Here is a 19,341-nt window from a genome sequence, read left to right as displayed (position 1 = left end):
TACTGGTACGAAAGAGAGTACAGATGATATCGACGGGCCTTTTGCGCAGCCTGGAAGCCGTGGAAGCCGCTTATGCGGGCGTCGATAGCGCACGCGGCGATGAAAACGCTGCTGCGGAAAAGACCTCGCTCGTTGAAAAAGTCATGGCCATTATCCGTGGACGCATTGCGGCCATGAGCCTTGCACCAGGTGCCCGCCTGCCGTCGATCCGACGGCTTGCCGAGACGATGGACGTTTCCAAATCGACCGTTGTCGAGGCCTATGACCGGCTGGTCGCCGAAGGCATCATCCAGTCACGCCGCGGCGCAGGCTTCTATGTGTCGGAACGGGCGCGCCAGCCCTTTTCGCTGGCCACGACCACACCACACAAGGACCGGCAGATCGATCCATTCTGGGTCATGCGCCAATCGCTGGAAACCGAAGGTAAGACGCTGAAGCCCGGCTGCGGCTGGCTGCCGGATGAATGGCTACCGCTTGAAGGTATCCGGCGGGCGCTCCGCGCCATTGCCCGCGATGAGCGCAGCGATCTCGCCACCTATGGCGAACCGCTCGGCTTTCGTCCGTTGCGCAGCCACCTCGCGCACCGGCTGGCGGAACAGGGCATGGATATTTCCGGCGGCGAGATAGTACTGACCGATTCTGGCACGCAGGCCATCGATCTCATCTGCCGCTTTCTGCTCCAGCCGGGCGACACCGTGCTGGTAGACGATCCGTGCTATTTCAACTTTCAGGCTGTACTGCTGACCCATCGCGTCAAGCTGATCGGCGTCCCCTATACACATAGCGGCCCGGACCTCGAAGCCTTCGCCAAGGCAGCCGCCGAACATGCGCCGAAACTCTATATTTCCAATGCAGGGCTGCAAAACCCGACCGGCGGCGTCATGTCGCCCGCAACCGCGCATCGCCTTTTGAAACTCGCGGAAGCCCATGGCATCATTCTCGTCGAGGATAATATCTTCGGCGATTTTCATCCCTCACCAGCGCCGCTGCTGGCGGAACTCGACGGGTTCGAGCGTGTGCTGCACATTGGCAGCTTCTCCAAGACCCTCTCGGCTGCGGCCCGCGTCGGCTACATTGCCGGGCGCAGCGACTGGATCGACGGCCTCACTGATTTGAAGCTGGCCACCACCTTCGGCGGCAATTCGATTTCAGCACAAGTCGTCCATGCGCTTCTGACTGACGGCACCTATCGCCGTCACATCGAAGGTATGCGCGCCAAGCTGGCCGACGCCATGACGCTGACCGCCAAACGCCTGAAGGCCGCAGGACTTGAACTCTGGAACGAACCACAAGGCGGCATGTTTCTCTGGGCGCGCCTGCCGGATGGAATGGACTCCGGCATCATTGCCAGACACGCTCTCGACAAGGGTGTCGTTCTGGCGCCGGGTGATGTGTTCAGCCCGTCACGGACCGCAAGTTCCTATCTGCGCTTCAATGTGGCGCAATCAACTGACCCCGCTGTTTTCACGGTTCTGCAAGAAGCGATGAAAACAACCGGGCACTAAATCCACCCACAACATTAGCCTCTCCGCGTCGAAAACAATTTCAAGCAAAAGACGCACAGTCATGCGGACGACTGTCGTTATACTCTTGCGACTGTCTTGGAGGAGACATTGCGTATTTTCGTGTGCGGCATAACTCGGACAGCCACAACGCGATTGCGCAGGGAGAACGGAGAGGGCAGACTGGTCTAAACCCGTCTGCCGGGAGGGAGTAGCATTGAATACGCACCTGTCCGGGGCGGATGCAGTTTCGCGCCCCGAAGATGAAAAACTGTCGGTTGCTGCCAACATTGCCTATGGTTTTCAGCATGTGCTGACCATGTATGGCGGCATTGTCGCGGTTCCACTGATTATCGGTCAGGCCGCAGGACTGAGCCCCAGTGAAGTTGGGCTTCTCATCACGGCTTCGCTCTTTGCAGGCGGTGTCGCCACCGTACTGCAAACCATCGGCATTCCCTTTTTCGGATGCCAGTTGCCGCTCGTGCAGGGCGTGTCCTTTGCGGGCGTCGCCACGATGGTGGCCATCGTCACATCCAGTGGCAGCGGTGAAGCGGGGTTGCAAGTCGTCCTCGGCTCCGTCATGGCAGCGGCTTTTATCGGCTTTCTGATAACGCCGATTTTCTCACGCATCACGCGCTTCTTTCCACCGCTCGTGACGGGCATCGTCATCACAACCATCGGCCTGACGCTGATGCCTGTTGCCGCCCGCTGGGCGATGGGCGGTAACAGCAATGCGCCCGACTTCGGCAGCATGTCCAATATCGGCCTCGCTGGATTGACGCTGGCGCTCGTACTTGTCTTGAGCAAAATCGGCAGCGCCACAATTTCCCGCCTATCCATCCTGCTTGCGATGGTGTGTGGCACGCTGATCGCCTGGGCGCTTGGCATGACGGATTTTTCGAGGGTCAGCGAAGGCCCGATCATGGCTTTCCCGGAAATCTTTCATTTCGGCATGCCGGTGTTCAGCATCGCCGCGACCATTTCCATGTTTATCGTCATTCTGGTGACTCTGGTTGAAACCTCGGCGGACATTCTCGCTGTCGGTGAAATCATCGGTACCAAGGTCGATTCCCGCCGGCTCGGCAACGGCCTGCGTGCCGACATGGCATCGAGCATTCTTGCCCCTGTGGTCGGCTCGTTCACACAGAGCGCTTTTGCGCAGAATGTCGGGCTTGTGGCGGTCACAGGCGTGAAAAGCCGCTTTGTCGTCGCGACCGGCGGTCTCATCCTCGTGACACTTGGCCTGCTGCCGGTGATGGGACGCGTGATTGCCTGCGTTCCGCCAGCGGTTCTGGGCGGTGCGGGCATCGTGCTTTTCGGCACAGTTGCGGCCAGCGGCATTCGCACGCTGTCGAAGGTCGATTATCAGAACAATGTCAATCTGATCATCGTGGCGACCTCCATCGGTTTCGGCATGATCCCGATTGCCGCGCCGCAATTCTATCACCAGTTTCCGGCCTGGTTTGAAACCATCTTCCATTCCGGCATCAGCTCGGCTGCACTGATGGCCATTGTGCTGAACCTGATGTTCAACGAATTCAAGACCGGCAATACCGATCAAATGTCTGTGTTCTCGGAAGGAACCGAGCGCATCATTCGCCATCACCACATCGCCGAACTGCACGATGGCGACTATTTCCTCGGCGGAAAGCTCTATGATGTGCAGGGCAACGAAGTGAAAGTCGTTCCCGCCGCCGCACACTGACAAATCAAAACTATCGCAGGACGCGAACAACCGTCCGGTCTGATAGATGCGGCAAGAGACGCGCCATGTCGGCGCGCTTCAATGCGATGCAGCCCTCGGTCGGCGTATAGCCCGGCCATGCAAGGTGAAAGAAAATGGCGCTGCCGCAGCCTCGGCGGCGCGGCAGGATATTCCAGTCCATCACGATACAGACATCGTAGAGATCGTCCTTGCGCCACATATCTTCGTGACTGGCCTTGTAAGGCAGCGGCACCGGCCGGTTATAATTGCGGTCGCCCGGCGCGTCACACCAGCCGTCCAGACGGCGGATTCTGCGCAACGGCAGCTGCGTTGTCGGTAGAGATCCCTTATCGCCACGGCGATATCCGTACAGCAGACGCATGGCGGTCAAAGGCGTTGCGCCGTCGCCCTCGCGCTTGAAAGCGCTGATGCCCCCCTTGCCAAGCGCGCATTCCAGCACCAGATTGCCAGCAGTAAGCAGTCCGCGAGTCTTGTGGCCCGGCTTGGCCCGCACATTGATGATGCCGACCCCACGGCTTCCTTGATATCTGGTCACGCCCCCGTCTCCATTTTTAGTTTTCGGGCAAAACATGTTTACAATCCGCCCCCTGAAGCTGGTGAAAACATGATTCGCGTTTCGCCGCTTCAACTTCTGGCCATTAAGTGTCATAAAACACGAAGAGCCATATTTAAATCAAAGAGTAACGAGGACAGGCATGACAGGCCGTACAATTCTGATTGTGGATGACGACGAAGATCTCCGCTCCATCCTCGTCGAGCAGCTTGAGCTGTGTGAAGAATTCCAGATCCTGCAAGAAGACAATGCCACCAAGGGCATTCAGACTGCGCGCAACGGCATCGTCGATCTTCTGATCATGGATGTGGGTCTGCCGGATATGGATGGCCGCGAGGCTGTCAAGCTTCTGCGCAAAGGCGGCTTCAAGTCCCCGATCATTATGTTGACCGGACATGACACTGAATCGGACACGATTCTCGGTCTTGAATCCGGCGCGAATGACTATGTCACCAAGCCGTTCAAATTTGCCGTTCTGCTTGCGCGTATCCGCGCGCAGTTACGCCAGCATGAGCAAAGCGAAGACGCGACCTTCACGGTCGGCGCCTACACGTTCAAGCCGGGGCAGAAACTGCTCATCGACGAGAAGGGTGCAAAGATTCGCCTGACCGAAAAGGAAGCGGCGATCATCAAGTATCTTTATCGCGCTGGCGACAAGGTCATCGGTCGCGATGTGCTGCTGGAAGAGGTCTGGGGCTATAATTCGGGCGTGACCACCCATACGCTCGAAACCCACGTCTATCGCCTGCGCCAGAAAATCGAGAAAGACCCGTCCAATGCCACGCTTCTCGTCACAGAAAGCGGGGGATACAAGCTTGTCCCGTGATGGACAGCGCCCGATGCAGGTGTATTGACAATCTATGGCGCTAGACGACGATATTCGCATTCTCGGCACGGTGGGCCTGTTCGAGTCATTCACACCCGAACAGTTGCGCCTTCTTGCCTTCGGCGCCGAGCGGCTTGTGCTACGCGCGGGCCGCGAGCTTTTCCGTGAAGGCCAGAGCGCTGACTGCGCCTATATCGTCGTTTCCGGCAACATTACCCTGTTTCACGATGCTGATGAGGGGCGGATATCGATCCGCCCTGTCGGCCCCGGTGCGATGCTTGGTGAGATGGCTCTCATCGCCCAGACATCACGCCTTACCGGCGCAGTCGCCGAAGCGGAAACCGAAGTGATCCGCATCAGCCGCTCGATCTTCCGGCGCATTCTGGAAGAATATCCCGAAGTGGCAGCCTCCCTGCATGGACATATCAGCCGTAACTTGCTGGACCTGATCGGTGAGATTGAGAAGGTCGCGCCTCGTCTCGGCAATGGCGACTGATTTCTACCGGAAATTTTACCCAAGAAAGGAAATCGCCGACCTGATGGGATCAGATCGGCGATTTTTGTTCGCTTCCAGTCCGTTCGCTCGATCGTCGACGGACTACATCAGACCATCGGCTATTTTCTCTGCCGAGGCACTCCCGATTTTTGCCGGGAATGCTCTTGAGTAAAGTTTGTCTCAAGCTCTACAGACCGCTGATATTTGACAGCATCCGCCGTGCCCATCCAGTTGGCACTCACATGATGCCCAAAAACAGAGATCACTACTCATATCAGTATCAAACTACTGCGGTGGGAAGAACCCGATAACGGGCCCTTCCCAGATCCGCAGCGATTTTACCAGTTCACCCGGAAGCCCACATTGCCTTTGACGGCATAGCTATCTGCAAAGTGCGTGAGCGAAGTGTTGAGCGTGCCCTCACCGTAGATCGAATACTTATCGTCCGACCACGCATAGGTGCCACCGAAACCGACGCCCGCCCAAGTGCGATCCTGATCAGCCTTCATCCGAGTTCCGCCATAGTTGATGCTCGTACCGCCGAGGAACTCCTGATAGAGGTTGGCGATGCCATAGACATTGGCGTTCACTGCGCGACCATCCGCTCCTTGCCAGCTATCGGCATAGTTGGCGGCAAGACCAAGACGACCGTTGAGGCTGTTGCCATCACGGTTGCTGACAGTGGCACCATAGCTATCCGAGAACGTATCGAAATCGACTGACGAGAACATCAGTTGTGCCTGCGGCGTCAGCGACCAATGCTCATCGAGATCGAAACGCTTTCCGCTTTCCATGCTGAGCGCATAGCCGAAGCCGTTATTGTCATTCGACAGCCCTTTGTTGCCACCACCAAAGCTGAGATCGGTCTTGTACCAGGTGGCCTGAGCCTGTCCATCGACATAAAAGCCGTCATTGCCATACCAGGTGATCGTTCCACCCAGACCCCAGCCCTGCGTGTTCAACTGACCGCCGCCAAGGGAGTCATCGAATTCGCTGGACGTTTTGGCGCGGCCATTTCCGTATTGGCCGGTAATGCCTGCAATCAATCGACCATTCTCATCCTCGTAGAACTGTCCATCGACACCTGCCTGCATGATGACAGTGTTGACATCCTGCTGAACACGCCCGGCAGTCGTGTTCGGTTCCAAACGATTATGCGCACCTTCGATACGTGCCCAAATGGCGCGATCATCCGTCTCGCCAGCGTCGGACGAAGAACCGCGGAGAGCCGATGTCTTCTTGGCGAAGTAACGGTCGCCGCGGCGCTGCTGCAATGTCGGCAACTGGTTCAGTGCCTGCATGCTAGCAGCATAGGACGTGTAAACCGGAGCTGCCGGGCTGAACCGTGAAGGCGTGTCTGGATTGTTAGAGCAACCATTCGGATCGTCACAATCCGGCGACGGACCATCAGGAGTGCTTCGCGTATTTTGGCTAACCAAATACCAATCACCGTCATTCGAACCGCTCGCACTCCCCTTTTGTAGGGTATAGGCATAGGCCGACGATGTCAGAATGGCTTGCTGACCATCCTTGGTGGTGTAATCCCCTTGAAGATTGAATGTACCATCAGAGCTACCGCTAACATCGATCAGTTCGATACCATTCACCGTCTGAGCACCGAGACCGCCACGGTTTTTAACCACTACGGTCGTGTTCCCTGATGTATTGCCAGCGACGCTCATCCTGTCCGTATTGGAGTTATCGTCGCCCAACTCGGTGTTCATCACGAGCGTGCCGCCGTTACCGGCATAGTCTCCAGCGATATTCAGATGGATACCGCCAGCGCCGCCGAAATTGACTGTGCCGCCATTCTTCAATGACTGCATCTTGGTTTCAAAGCCGCCCAGATCGAGCGTCGCGCCGTTAACAACAGTGTAAGCGGATGCATCACTGAAAGCCCCCTGAGCGCCTTGTACGAGAGAGCCAACATTGACAGTTGTAAGACCCGAATACTCGTTCTGGCCCGAAAGCGTCAGAGTACCCGTCCCATTTTTCCAAAGACCGCCGGTTCCCGAAATGTCACCGGAAAATCTGTCGCTGAAGTCCTGATTGAGCGTCAGAGTTCCGCCGCCAAGTGCGATTTTGCCATTGCCATCGTCGCTCCCAACCAAACCGCCGATGGTTTCATTGAATGTCTGAAGATCAAGCGTGCCATCTTTCTCAATCCTCACGCGACCCGCGCTGAATGCGGTATCTGCAATGCCAGCCTGGACGATACCGTGCTCGATGGTCAGACCGCCAGTAAAACTATTGTTTCCAGAGAGAATAGTTATCCCCGTACCGCGCTGGATAACATCACCGCCGCCAGTAATCTGATGATTGAAGACATTGCTGTTGTCCGAGCGGTCGAACACCAAAGTACCATGACCGAAGACATCATCCTTCAGCTCTATATTCGTACTAACCGCCCCCAAAGTACCGCCATCTCCCAATTGGAGCGTGCCCGCTGATACAATCGTAGAACCGGAATAATCGGCATTTTTTGTCAAAATCAAAGTGCCGTTACCGGTCTTCGTTAGACCGTTTGCTCCGTGCAAAACCGTGCCTATTGTGGCCGTCGGTATATCATCCGCCCTATTGTTCACCCCGACCTGTATAAACGGTGCTGTTGCATTCTCGCCCTGAACGAGTGTGATGGGATCACCGGTGATCTTGTAGCCATTTGTCTCAAACACCAAGCCCGATGCATTTACACCGGCCGCATGATTATCAATGTTTACGGTTCCCGGGGTTGTCGTGAAAACAGCAACGGAACCATCCGTCCATTTGCCATTGATCGATTGACTCCCATAATCTTTCCAATTTGTGTCCGCAGCATTCCAGGTTCCGTCGCCGCCATGGACTTGATTGCTATCAACCATATTTTGGCCATCCCAAATAACAAACGTCATTCCCTGCATATTGACGAGGTTGATCTGGCCAGGATTCGTCTTCTCAATATTCCAGTCATCGGAACTAACGGCAACGTCATCTACCGTACCCAATGTGAAATCGGCATAGTCGTTCGTTTTACTGGAATCATAGTCAAAAATGCGATATATTCCAGGAGCTGCGACTCCACTAGTGGTAACGTCAAGTTTTCCCTTGAGTGTAAGATTTCCGGTAACGTTGAACATACCCGTAGAGAACGGCAATGTGCCGATATTGACTTGAACGGCGCTATCTCTGTCGACCGTCAGCCCCCCCTCGATCTTTAGCGTCGTGCCGTAAAGTCCGGCCAACGTTCCACCAGCGGAAATATGCGTGTCGCCAACCGTACCAGTACCGCCAAGCACGCCGCCGCTGTTGACATTGACCTTGCCGCCGAACGTGCTGCTAACCCGCATAGCGCCTTCATCGACGTTGGCAGTACCTGTAAAGCCCGTCGCAGTTGCCGCTTGATCGAACCATAGATCACCAGCGCCTATTTTGGTAAAGCTTGAGGCATTACTCCCCGTCAAGGTTCCGGAGAACGTCAAGTTCTGAGCTGTATCGAGCATGTTGACCCTGCCGTTCGGGGCCAGAACATTGATGGCACGGTTCATTGTAAATGGAGATTCCACCCGCAACGTGCCGCCGTTCAATGTCAGATCACCAGAACCGAGAACCATGTCGGAACCGATGATAAGTGTACCATCATCGAGCTTTGTGCCGCCAGTGTAGCTGCTACCCGTGTTGGTGAGTGTAACTCGACCATCCCCGTTAATCACGACCTGGCCATCACCGTTGATCAAGTTGTCGAAACTAAAGGGGCTGGCGATGTCACTGCGACTGATGACCAATTTTGCGTTGGCTGAGATATGGATGGTGCTTCTGGGATCCAGTGCGCCCGTCGTTCCGTTTTGACCCAGCTGAAGAGTCCCTGCCTGGATGTCAGTGTCACCGAGGTAAGAGTTGTCGCCCACTAGGGTCGTCGTTCCGGCGCCCGCCTGCACAAGACCGCCATTGCCGCTAATCACCTGGCTAATTACAAGGACATCGTCACTTCTATTGAAGGCCAATGTACCGCTGGTAATCGCAACAGAAGCCCCCGTGCCCAATGTTCCGCTCGTCTGGCCATCGCCGATCTGCAACACGCCACCCTTGATCGCCACGATACCGGCGTAGCTATCCAGGCCCGTCATAGCGAGCGTTCCAGCGCCGTCTTTGATCAGTGAGCCACTTCCGGCGAGATCAGTTGTAATGGTAAAAGTGTTGTCGACACTATCAATGTCGAAACCACCACCGTTATTGCCCCAGGTAATGGCGTGATCCGTCGATGTCATCGACGTGCCCATTATCTTCAGTGTTCCGCCGTTGAAGTTCAAAACACCGGTCTGATTCCCGAGGCGAGTGTCGTCATCCACCGAAATCACACCCCCGTTCAATTCGGTGCCGCCGCTGTAGGAATTGTTGCCCGTCAGCACAAGTTCGCCAGTGCCTTCCTTGCGAAGACCGCCGTCACCGATAATCGTGCCACCGAATGTTGTCGGCGTAGTCCCGTTCTGGTTATAGGATAAGAACCCTTTACTGGCGCCATCACCGGTATCAATGGTGACGCCGCTGCCCAAAGCACCCTGGTCATCGATTTCCAGCACACCGCCGCGAATCTGCCAGTTTAAATTATAGGTGTTTTCAAGCGTCCACGTACTCGCGCCATTTTTTATGAAGGTTGAGAAGCCTTCATATTGAGCAGTGCCGTCTCTGCCCATGGAAAGCGTTTTGTCGAATTTACTGGACGTCGCTCCACCGAGAATGAAAATATTGCTGTCTGTGCTGGTTCCGGTATCTGCATCTACCAATTCGTCGGCGAAAACATTCCCCTGAATGTCCGAACCTGCATGAAGCTCCAGAGTGCTCTGACCGCCTTCCATACGGATCGCATAACCACCGACCCCTTTCTGACCGCTGCCAGCGCTGCCCGCGATGCCCGGCGCAATCATGCCGCTATTGATGACCGTCAGATTGGTGCCCGAAATACCATCACCGGCAGCACCGCCATCGCCGTCATTCTCGCCTGTCGCGGCCGTATGGCCACCATTGCCACCGTTGCCGCCGTGGATACTACCAGTATTGGTAATAGTACCGCCTGTATCCCCCTGAATGCCAGCGCCGCCATGCCCTCCAACACTCTGATCTTTGGCAATTGCTCCGGTCGTTTTGGCATCACCTCCATTTCCTCCATTGCCGCCAGTGATCGCGCCGGCGTTGTCGACCGTCGCCACAGACCCGTCATCATGGAGAACCAGGAAAACACCTGCGCCGCCATCTCCACCTGCTGCCTCACGTGTTTGACCATTTTGGACACCTGTGTCTTGGCTGCCCACACCGCCGTTAGCGCCGTCACCACCCGTGATGACACCGCCCTGATTATCCACACTGAAGACACCATAAATCCCAGCACCACCCGCACCCCCGTTGGCTCCTATAATATCGGCGAGCCAAAGTCCTGACACAAGCTGTGCTGTATCCGTATTCCCGCCAGCACCACCTTTTCCGCCAGTGATGACGCCGGCCGCCTGATTCACAACCGTTGAGCCAGGCCGCGCGACATCATTGCCCGACCCATCATCCTCGGCGCCATAGATGCCAGCCCCCCCGGCGCCGCCATTGCCGGTTGTGCCAACGGCATAACTATGAGCCTTGGTGTCTCCGCCCTTTCCCCCAGCTCCGCCAGTAATCGTGCTCGCATTGATTACGGACACATTATCGTCATCCATCCAAAGCCCGATGCCGCCGCCGCCGCCACTGCCGGCAGCTCCTGAAAAGACGTATGATGTGGCGGTTGGGTTTGTATCCACCCCGCCATCACCGCCATCACCGCCATCACCGCCGTTAAGCGCTGCCTGATTGGTGACGGGCTGCCCCTTACTGATTACCAGGCCATAACCGCCAGCGCCACCACCACCACCACCGCCAGCCGACTTCCCGACAACCTGCGAATCCGTCCCGTCCTGTCCTCGTGTGCCAGACGTTCCACTCCACGACTGAGTATTGGTATAACCGCCCGGGATCACCGTACTGACAACATAACCATGATCGCCACCATCTCCGCCGTTACCGCCGATCGCGCTAGTAACGCCTTGGGGATCTCCAACGACACCAACCGCCCCTTTTCCACCTCCGGCACCACCACCACCACCGCCAAGCCCCGGGAAACTCTGAACTGCGGGAACGTGCCCCGGCACCCCATCCTCTCCTGGTCCACCGCCTTGGCCAATCGTATCCGGATAGTTATAGAGAGTGCCGCCATCACCCCCCACTGTTTGCGCAAAGGCAGGCACGGTCGGCAGCGCAAACAATGCTCCCCAAAAAAGAGAGACAGGCAGTGCGACGCCAGCACGAAGGTTCCGTTTCTTTCGGTGAAATATAGCACTGAAAGTCACGCCCGTTGAACGCCGAGTGCGCAGAAGTAGTATCATTTAGCAATCTCTAATTATAAATTGATGGATAATCCCCTCTTCCTTTATATCAATTAAAGTAATAAGAAAACACCATTCTTTATTTGGTAGAATTACACGTATTGATTTCGGTCAGCGAATAATTTACATATTTATGATATTTAAATTAGCATTTATTTGTTTATATATTCAGAAATAATTAGAGTATATTTTAAAATACCCTTTTGGCGATTGACCAACAGGCTGCCAAAAGATGATTGAAGCATCGTGTGATGCCGAACGGTACGCGTTCTGGAAATCAAAAACTGCTACGCAAACGCACCATCAGCAACATCCATGGATGGGCCTAATACACGCGCAACTGGCAGTATCAACAAGTTTCATGCCCGTCCCGACAGTTGTTGAGGGGCGCATAAAAATCCATTGTTGTTGCGCATTGTCAAACATAAGGTAAATTCAATGGCTACTATAATCAAACTCGACGCCGTGAATATTTTAGCGACGCCGGCAGACTCGACCAAGCCCATGGATAACACATCGGGGGTCATCAAATTCAACCTACAGACCCGCGACGGCAGCGCAACCGGCGCAGTAGTTCCGTCAGTTGACATCACGGTGCGCGTTGATACGGATCTGGTTCAAGTTCTGGACGCTCAGGGAGCTGCTGTGCCGGGCAGCCAGAAACTCGGCTATAAAGTGAAAACGAACCCCCAGGGCACGCTGACATTCTACATCTGGTCGGACGCACAAGCCATCGTAACTCCCAGTATCTACATTGGTACTGACCAGAGCACCCAACCAGCCAACCTACCCAAATTCGTTGCCTGGGTAGACCCTGCCAAAGCGGACGATATCTATGGTCCGCTTACGACCTTCCTGGATGATAAGAACAACATTCCGGTGTCCCTGGACCGAGACACTATTACCTTCCACCTGCCTCTGTCGGTTAATGAAAGCTATGATCCGGTACCGGGTGCAACAGCTGCCCTGGTGATCAGCAGAACCGGCGTCCCCTCACGTTGTGTGATTGACACAGTCCACAACGTCTTGGATGAAGGCTTTCAGGTTCCTACCACATATCTGAAGGCGGGCCAGGATGATGATCACGCCGTAGAAAACACCTTCACCTATATGCTCTTTAACGCAATTAACGGCGAAACGGCACTTCCGCTCACCTTGGGTGTAGTCAACTCCAGTACCGACAAGCCGGGGCAGTCACCGCATCGCACCATTATCGGCTCTGATCCTTCTCTGTTTAATAATGTGCATTATATCAATGCGCCAGCCAGAGATACGGATGTGTATATCGATCTGCCGATCATACCGAGTGGCCCATTTGAGGCAAACTGCGCGATCCAATTGCTCGTTACCCTGGACGGTTACTACCAGGGCACCGACGCGAAACATCAAAACCGTTTAAGCATAGTTAGTCCAAAAATTCCAGCGAACACCGTTGCACAGAAGTATAAGATGACCATACAAGCGAAAGATCTCGCAGATTATGGTATCAGCGGTGAAGACCAGGGCTACGAGGCCGGTGTTTTCTACATCGACTATAATTTGTTGGACGCCGCTGGTAATTTCGTTGCCAAGCCTCAAAACTGGGATCACGGATCTCTCAACACTGTCGGCCCAGCCCCAGACGATAGCGAATAACCTTCAGAGCGATCATTTATCCTGCCCGAAGCTGCCTGCACGGATAGGAACATGCATACGTAAAGAGGTTCTCCGATCAGGCGGATTTTCTGCCCCCACAACGAGCGAGCTATCATAATCCTACAGACACATCTGATGAGCATTGCGTCCAAAAAGGGGCGCATCTCAAACTCACTTCGTGTGCTGGAAAGCAAAATCCAATCGGGTTGAATTGGATCGCCTACCTGCTCTTGATCTTAGCTCCGGTCGACAAAGATCAGTGTGCCATTCGTTGCCATGAATGAAAACAAAGGCACCTTCGGCAAAAGCCATAGAACGCTCGACAACCAATTGAATTGCCAGTTCGGGTGGAGCTGGCAAGTTTTCCCGTTTGTTTAAAAATCAGGAGAGCAGGATGAGACAGTTCATTCTCACTCAAAACAATAATAATCTGCACTACATGGCCAGCACACCGACTTCCGGTTTTGCATTTCCGGTGAATGAATTCGTCGATCTTGCCATTGCATACAAGGATAGCTTTCACCAGCCAATGGTCGGGAAAAAGCTCATTTGGCAGCTTGTCGAAGGCGAAGCCACGCTGCGCCATGAGACGACGTCCGTTGATAGCAAAGGTGACGGCGTTAATTGCATCCAGGTAAATCTTGAAGATCCCAACGCAAATGCGTCGGTTCGTCTGGCTGTCTGGCCAGAAGATGAAGCTGATTCAAGACTCGAGTTCACCTGCCTGTTCGGTGCACCAAAGGCTGCGCCGCCGATCAGTAAAGACAACATTTTACAGACAATTTACCCCCAGAACGACCCAAATGGGCTTTGGCCGATTTACACCGAGCTTTATGGAGGGGATTTAAATTTGCGCGTTCTATGTGTCGACGGAACAGGAAACCCTCTTTCTGGAAAGACTGTGGTGAATACTTTCACTTCTAAACCGCCGACTAATGACAATCAAATAAATGTGCAAACCACAGATAGTCTTTTAACGTTGGTAACATTACCAACCCACCGCGATGACTGTGAACTTGACATTCATAATTACTCCAACGGGTTCGCAGAATTTCAATCAACATGCTTCCTGAAACCCGGAAGTTACGGTGCAACCTATGTTGCAAATTTCTGGCCGCCTAATGGTTCGGTGCTGCAGCCCGGGTTTGCCTACCCATTAAAGGCATTTTTCACCGTTAGGGGACACGGTGACGTGTACCGCGATTGGAAAATCTCTTGGGCCGCTTCGAATGCTGCATTCGCGGATAACATTGCACAGCTTTCCCCGGCCAGCAGTTTGACCAATGACGATGGCATAGCAACGACGACAATCATTTGTAAATACGTTGCATATGGGCAGGGTGACGAAGTTAGGCTGGATGTGACTGGGGGCAGCGTCGGAGAGGAAGACGACCCAATGTACAAACAAGACTACCCGGTCTTTAAACTGGGGGGGCCTCGTTTTGCTTCTATCAGTCCGCAGCCAGATGACACGATCTATGAAGCCGCGAAAAGCTGCCAGTTCAACGTGATCATACATGATGAGAACGGTAATGCACCAAAAGGCTTCTCTGTTGCCTGGGAAGGCTCGATTAAAGGAGACGGTACGGCATATTTTCTGCCAACACTAACTAATCTGAATGAAAATGGCTTAGCGATAAGTGCAGTTAACTTTGTCGACATTCCGCAAGGGACCGTGCAAAACTTTAGTGTTACCATCACTCCATCAATCGGAGCACCCTATAACGCCGTCTATAAGGTAACCGCGAACGTCGTAACCCAGGTTTCGCCTACCGTAAACGACCCATTACCGACCAGAGCAACGACTGCCCTAAAAATGTCCCTCAAGGACTACAATGGGAATCCTCTAGTCGGTCGCAAGCTCATTGTCGCCCCGAATAACCTGATTACCGTGAGTGATTTTTATCCTGTAACCGATAGATACGGTATCGCAACGATTTGGGTTAGTTCATTCTCGCCACTCGTCACGTCTCTATCCATCTCGGAAGCGAGCAATTGCGTTCCCACGATCGTCCCGCTGACATTCATCGCCGAACAGAATACGCCAAACGTCTCTTTGTTGTTCGATAAGAACTATGCCCATAACCCCCCGTCAGACAATGAGATCGATCCGCGGGATGATAGTCAGATTGTGACCCTAACCTATCTCTACATTCGTAATGGAAAACCCCAAGCTGACAAAACAATAATCTGGAACGTCACGCCAAATGTGTACGGTCTAGGCCACTTCAACGATCAGTACCAATCTCTCTCAGTCAATAAGCAGGGACAAGTTTTTACGACAACCGGTCCCGATGGGCGCAGTGTTCTCAAGATTGGAAGCAAATTCCGATTTATGGGCATAGCCTCGGTCGGACCCGAGGATGACCCCTTTATCGGGGCTCATGAAGCACAGTTTGTCATAGCAACATTCGACACCGGAGATATTAGCGAGAACATTAAGCCTATCCGTTCTGACCCAAACCCCATCACTATCCCAGACCACTACTCGATCGACAATCCGGGTTTCAGCCTATCAGTTCCGGAAGCGAACTTCTTGCCGCCAGAGGATAGGATCGTGTTCTGGGTTGCAAGCTATCCACCAAACAAAGCACCACAGGAACATATAAGAATCGCACTACTGTCAGAAGCTAGTGATGGTGTAATTATCCCTTATACCTACCTGACTCCAGATCCGTCAGACGGTTCCGCGAATCGCAACAAGCTGGCCTATATGACTGTATATGCGCAATCCAGCGTTACTAACATGTGTAGAACACTTTCCCCTGACGTGTCTGGTCCGACATTACAAAACCATCCTGACTACAACAAACCCGGTCGAGTACTACCCGCGCCCAAGTTTGACGGCAACGCCACTATTATTACCGTCAATGGCATTGGCCACGGAATCAACGTCCTTATCCCCTATGCGGATTGGTGGAGTGGAGCCATTGGTAAAACCATCAATCTGATACTGTATATGAACAATCACGATGGCAGTTTCGGTGGCACGTATGTTGGTCAAGGGGTAATCGCGAAGGTCGATTACGACTCAAAGAACGATATCCCCATTCACTTCACCCATGAGCAATTCATGGGTTACGATCATGGGACTTTGGAGGCCGAATATTATATCGGTGACACTTGGTCGAATATACTCGATCACATCGAACTTGATACTACTGCTTAAATCCAACGATCATTCGACAGCCTTTGTGCCGCCATTGCTTGTGGCGGCACGGATTAATATTTCTATTTTCACCAGAAGAAGCAATCTTATGGTGAAATTTTCTATATTTCAGAGAAAAGAGAATGAGACTCAGAATTATCCTTCTAATATATATTATAGTATAAAATATACCTCCAGCATGCAACAACGCGTAATTAATTAATTTTTATCGCAATATATAAAACTTATACGCTATCCAAAGATAATTTTATATAAACACCTATAATATAACAGAATATTTCAAATAACATTCGTCAATGAAATATTATTTAAATAATATTATAATATATTTATTAGACAATACAAATAAATATTATTCTAATTTAGCTTTATTTTCAATTCATATATATAAAAATAAATTAAAATTGTTATAAGACCTATTAAATTCTTGTAAAAATAAGAGTAATATGATGGAATTGGTTCAGTAAAACTGAACACAATATCCTACTAAATGTCACATGCGAGCATAAACAAAACATTCTTATTGGGTACCTGCAATGAAATGGGAACAAATTTATGAATCCATGCAATCCGCCGATGATGCTGGGCAGCTCCTGGAGCACATAGATAGCTATGCCAAACAGCGCGGGTTCGCACATGTGTCCTATATCATGCGCGTTCCACTGCTCAATGGCGTGGTAAAGTGGCTCAGCTTCGGTTCATTACCGCAAGAATGGACAGATCACTATGCGTCCAAGAAATACGCGGAAGAAGATCCGCTTGTTCGTAAAGCATTGAATAGCATAGAGCCGCTGGTTTGGTCGGCAAAGTTGTTCGCGGATGCTCCGCAAATCTGGGAGGACGCGCAGAAATTCGGCTTCAAGGTTGGCATCTCGCAACCTTGCTGGGCCGCACAAGGCGTATTCGGCATGCTGTCTTTTATTAGAAGTGAGCCGCCCCTATCTTCGGGCGAAATAGCCACCTTACGCCGCCAGATGCAGATTTCGGCCAATCTGCTCCATCTGTCGATGTATGAACATCTTGATGTCCCGACCATGAACTGCGTTTCGGAAGTCAATCTCACCGCGCGTGAAAGGGAAATCCTGCACTGGGCGAGTGAGGGCAAGACCTCAGAAATCATCGGCGCGATACTCAATATTTCAACCCGCACAGTCAACTTCCATATCAGCAACGTGCTAACCAAGCTTGTTGCCGTAAATAAAGTTCAGGCCGTCGCTAAGGCCCGCACTTTCGGTCTTCTCTAATCTTATTCTATCCCCTTGGTCTTTCGGCGGTTTGGCCCGAAGGACAACTTCAAAATTCCCCCCAAATTTTGCAAGAATATCTGCTGTCGAATTGAACAGGGCCACCAGCCTGCAAATCATGCACGCCGATTTGAAAGTTCACTGGACAGATAGATCAATCACCCGTTCCATTCCGACGGCGTCGAGAAACGCCTGATCGTGGCTGACAACAAGTAAGCCGCCTTCATAGTCGTTCAACGCAGCTTCCAGCGCCTCAATGGAATCGAGATCGAGGTGATTGGTTGGCTCATCCAGAATCAGCAATTCCGGCTTCTGTGTACCCCCCAAAACGCAAGCAAGCGCCGCGCGCAGCAATTCGCCACCGCTCAGCTCTCCTGCTAACCGGCTCGCGCCTTCACCACGAAATGAGAAACGCGCCAGCGCCGCGCGCGCATCATTGTCATTCGCATCCGGGTTGAGACGGCGGAAGTTCTCATAAAGTGTGGCTTCGCGATCCATCAGATTCATCTGCTGGTCGAACATGGCGATGGGCACGAAACATTGCACACGCCCGGCAATCGGCAGCAATTCTCCCGTAACAAGCCGCAGCAGCGATGTCTTACCCGCACCATTGGCACCACATATCGCGATGCGCTCTGGTCCGACAATCTTCATCGAAAAATCCCGGATGACCGGCTGGTCTGATAGCGGCCCACCCGATACGCCTTCCATTTCAAGAAGAACACGACCAGATGGCAGAGCCGCGCCCTCGACGCTGAAATGCATAGGCTTGATCGTTTCGACCAGTGCCTCGGCCTCTTTCAGTTGGGCCTGCGCCTTCTCCGCATTGCGATCCGCAAGCACTTGTCCCTTGCCGCCGGTCTTCTGCGCTCGATCCTCGCGCGCATCGAGCAGCAGTTTGCTCATACCGGCATCGGCTCGTGATTTGGCCCCACGCGCATCTCTGCGCGTCTGACGTTCCACTGCTTCCTGCGCCTTACGTTGAACCTGTTTCATTTCGCGCTGGGCAAGCTGCAGATTACGGGCCGCATTGTCCCGCTCTTCCTGCTTTCTGTCGTGATAGAAGTCCCAGTTGCCGCCATAAAGATGAAGGCCGCCTCGCGAAAGCTCGGCAATGCTGTCCATCTGGCGCAACAAAGCGCGATCATGACTGACGACAATTGCCGCCCCGCGCCAATCCGCCAGCATGTCCATCACCGCCTCTCGGCCATCACGATCGAGATTGTTGGTCGGTTCATCCAGCAGAATGAGATCGGGCTGATGGAATATCAGGGCGGCCAATGCCGCACGAGTCCTCTGCCCACCGCTGAGCGACGCAAGGCGTCTCTGCGGTTCAAACGCCAGTCCAAAACGCTGCAAGGCGTCGATAAAGCGCTGCGGCAGAAGCCAGTCGGCTTGTTCGAAGTCGCTATCCGAACCCTGCCCGGCTTCAATACGCGAAAGCATGGCGAATGCAACTGACAGATCAAACAGATCAGCCAGGGTCTGCCCACCGTTATTGGGAACGTTCTGTTGCAAAACACCGAGCCTGCCACTGCGCGCAACAGTGCCTGATGTTGGCGCCAAGGCACCGCTCATGATGTTGAGAATCGTGGATTTACCCACGCCGTTGCGTCCGACAAACCCGATACGGCCTTCGGCTACGCTGAAATTAACGGATTCGAAAAGTGTACGGCCATCAGCCGTGATGCAGGAAACATCCTGCAGTGTCAGAAGAGCAGTCATTGCGAACCATGGAAACATTGAAAACACTGGTCGGTCGATACAGTGCTGTCTGATCCATCGTTCTTTTCTCCTTACTTAGACTGCC

General features: G+C 53.2%; 10 protein-coding genes. 7 read left to right on the top strand and 3 right to left on the bottom strand.

Going from position 1 to position 19,341, the window contains the following annotated elements:
• Positions 1–23 precede the first annotated feature (23 nt).
• Both FGI60_RS05065 and FGI60_RS05060 read left to right on the top strand, forming a co-directional pair.
• A complete protein-coding gene (locus tag FGI60_RS05065) occupies positions 24–1,505 on the top strand; it encodes an aminotransferase-like domain-containing protein (protein WP_138784188.1) in 1,482 nt (493 codons plus the stop codon).
• A gap of 214 nt (positions 1,506–1,719) precedes the next feature.
• Complete coding sequence (locus tag FGI60_RS05060) at positions 1,720–3,207, top strand: nucleobase:cation symporter-2 family protein (protein ID WP_138784187.1); 1,488 nt, start codon at positions 1,720–1,722, stop codon at positions 3,205–3,207.
• Between the two features lie 10 nt (positions 3,208–3,217).
• Here the strand turns inward: FGI60_RS05060 and FGI60_RS05055 are convergent, their stop codons facing one another.
• On the bottom strand, positions 3,218–3,799 hold the full coding sequence (locus FGI60_RS05055; protein WP_374843072.1) for a L,D-transpeptidase family protein: 582 nt from the start codon (positions 3,797–3,799) through the stop codon (positions 3,218–3,220).
• Between the two features lie 124 nt (positions 3,800–3,923).
• Here FGI60_RS05055 and FGI60_RS05050 point away from each other — a divergent pair, with 124 nt between their 5' ends.
• Positions 3,924–4,607: a response regulator transcription factor gene (locus tag FGI60_RS05050; RefSeq protein WP_078337540.1), complete on the top strand. Its 684-nt coding sequence runs from the start codon at positions 3,924–3,926 to the stop codon at positions 4,605–4,607.
• Positions 4,608–4,641: 34 nt separating this feature from the next.
• Positions 4,642–5,103: a cyclic nucleotide-binding domain-containing protein gene (locus tag FGI60_RS05045; protein WP_138784185.1), complete on the top strand. Its 462-nt coding sequence runs from the start codon at positions 4,642–4,644 to the stop codon at positions 5,101–5,103.
• A gap of 338 nt (positions 5,104–5,441) precedes the next feature.
• On the opposite strand, the gene FGI60_RS05040 is transcribed toward FGI60_RS05045, so the two are convergent.
• A complete protein-coding gene (locus FGI60_RS05040) occupies positions 5,442–11,483 on the bottom strand; it encodes an autotransporter outer membrane beta-barrel domain-containing protein (RefSeq protein ID WP_138784184.1) in 6,042 nt (2,013 codons plus the stop codon).
• Between the two features lie 438 nt (positions 11,484–11,921).
• Between FGI60_RS05040 and FGI60_RS05035 the strand changes: the two genes are divergently transcribed.
• The 3 genes from FGI60_RS05035 to FGI60_RS05025 all read left to right on the top strand — a co-directional run bounded on the left by FGI60_RS05035 (position 11,922) and on the right by FGI60_RS05025 (position 17,531).
• Complete coding sequence (locus tag FGI60_RS05035; RefSeq protein WP_138784183.1) at positions 11,922–13,118, top strand: hypothetical protein; 1,197 nt, start codon at positions 11,922–11,924, stop codon at positions 13,116–13,118.
• A gap of 394 nt (positions 13,119–13,512) precedes the next feature.
• Positions 13,513–16,287 carry a hypothetical protein gene (locus FGI60_RS05030; protein ID WP_138784182.1) on the top strand — a complete coding sequence of 925 codons (2,775 nt, stop codon included), beginning with the start codon at positions 13,513–13,515 and terminating at the stop codon, positions 16,285–16,287.
• A gap of 536 nt (positions 16,288–16,823) precedes the next feature.
• Positions 16,824–17,531: a LuxR family transcriptional regulator gene (locus tag FGI60_RS05025; protein WP_138784181.1), complete on the top strand. Its 708-nt coding sequence runs from the start codon at positions 16,824–16,826 to the stop codon at positions 17,529–17,531.
• 138 nt (positions 17,532–17,669) lie between these two features.
• On the opposite strand, the gene FGI60_RS05020 is transcribed toward FGI60_RS05025, so the two are convergent.
• Positions 17,670–19,256 (bottom strand): ABC-F family ATP-binding cassette domain-containing protein, encoded by a 1,587-nt coding sequence (locus tag FGI60_RS05020; RefSeq protein ID WP_138784180.1) that lies wholly within the window; start codon positions 19,254–19,256, stop codon positions 17,670–17,672.
• Positions 19,257–19,341: the final 85 nt, after the last annotated feature.

The sequence above is a fragment of the Brucella haematophila genome (assembly GCF_005938105.1).
GTDB lineage: Bacteria > Pseudomonadota > Alphaproteobacteria > Rhizobiales > Rhizobiaceae > Brucella > Brucella haematophila.
Note: the sequence above shows the minus strand (reverse complement) of the source record. Positions and strands in the feature narration are given on the sequence as shown.

Bases quoted from the DNA above. Each gene is read 5' to 3' on its own strand.
- FGI60_RS05055 (WP_374843072.1), bottom strand. From the start codon at position 3,799: ATGTTTTGCCCGAAAACTAAAAATGGAGACGGGGGCGTGACCAGATAT.
- FGI60_RS05045 (WP_138784185.1), top strand. From the start codon at position 4,642: ATGGCGCTAGACGACGATATTCGCATTCTCGGCACGGTGGGCCTGTTC.
- FGI60_RS05040 (WP_138784184.1), bottom strand. From the start codon at position 11,483: ATGATACTACTTCTGCGCACTCGGCGTTCAACGGGCGTGACTTTCAGT.
- FGI60_RS05065 (WP_138784188.1), top strand. From the start codon at position 24: ATGATATCGACGGGCCTTTTGCGCAGCCTGGAAGCCGTGGAAGCCGCT.
- FGI60_RS05030 (WP_138784182.1), top strand. From the start codon at position 13,513: ATGAGACAGTTCATTCTCACTCAAAACAATAATAATCTGCACTACATG.
- FGI60_RS05025 (WP_138784181.1), top strand. From the start codon at position 16,824: ATGAAATGGGAACAAATTTATGAATCCATGCAATCCGCCGATGATGCT.
- FGI60_RS05035 (WP_138784183.1), top strand. From the start codon at position 11,922: ATGGCTACTATAATCAAACTCGACGCCGTGAATATTTTAGCGACGCCG.
- FGI60_RS05020 (WP_138784180.1), bottom strand. From the start codon at position 19,256: ATGACTGCTCTTCTGACACTGCAGGATGTTTCCTGCATCACGGCTGAT.
- FGI60_RS05050 (WP_078337540.1), top strand. From the start codon at position 3,924: ATGACAGGCCGTACAATTCTGATTGTGGATGACGACGAAGATCTCCGC.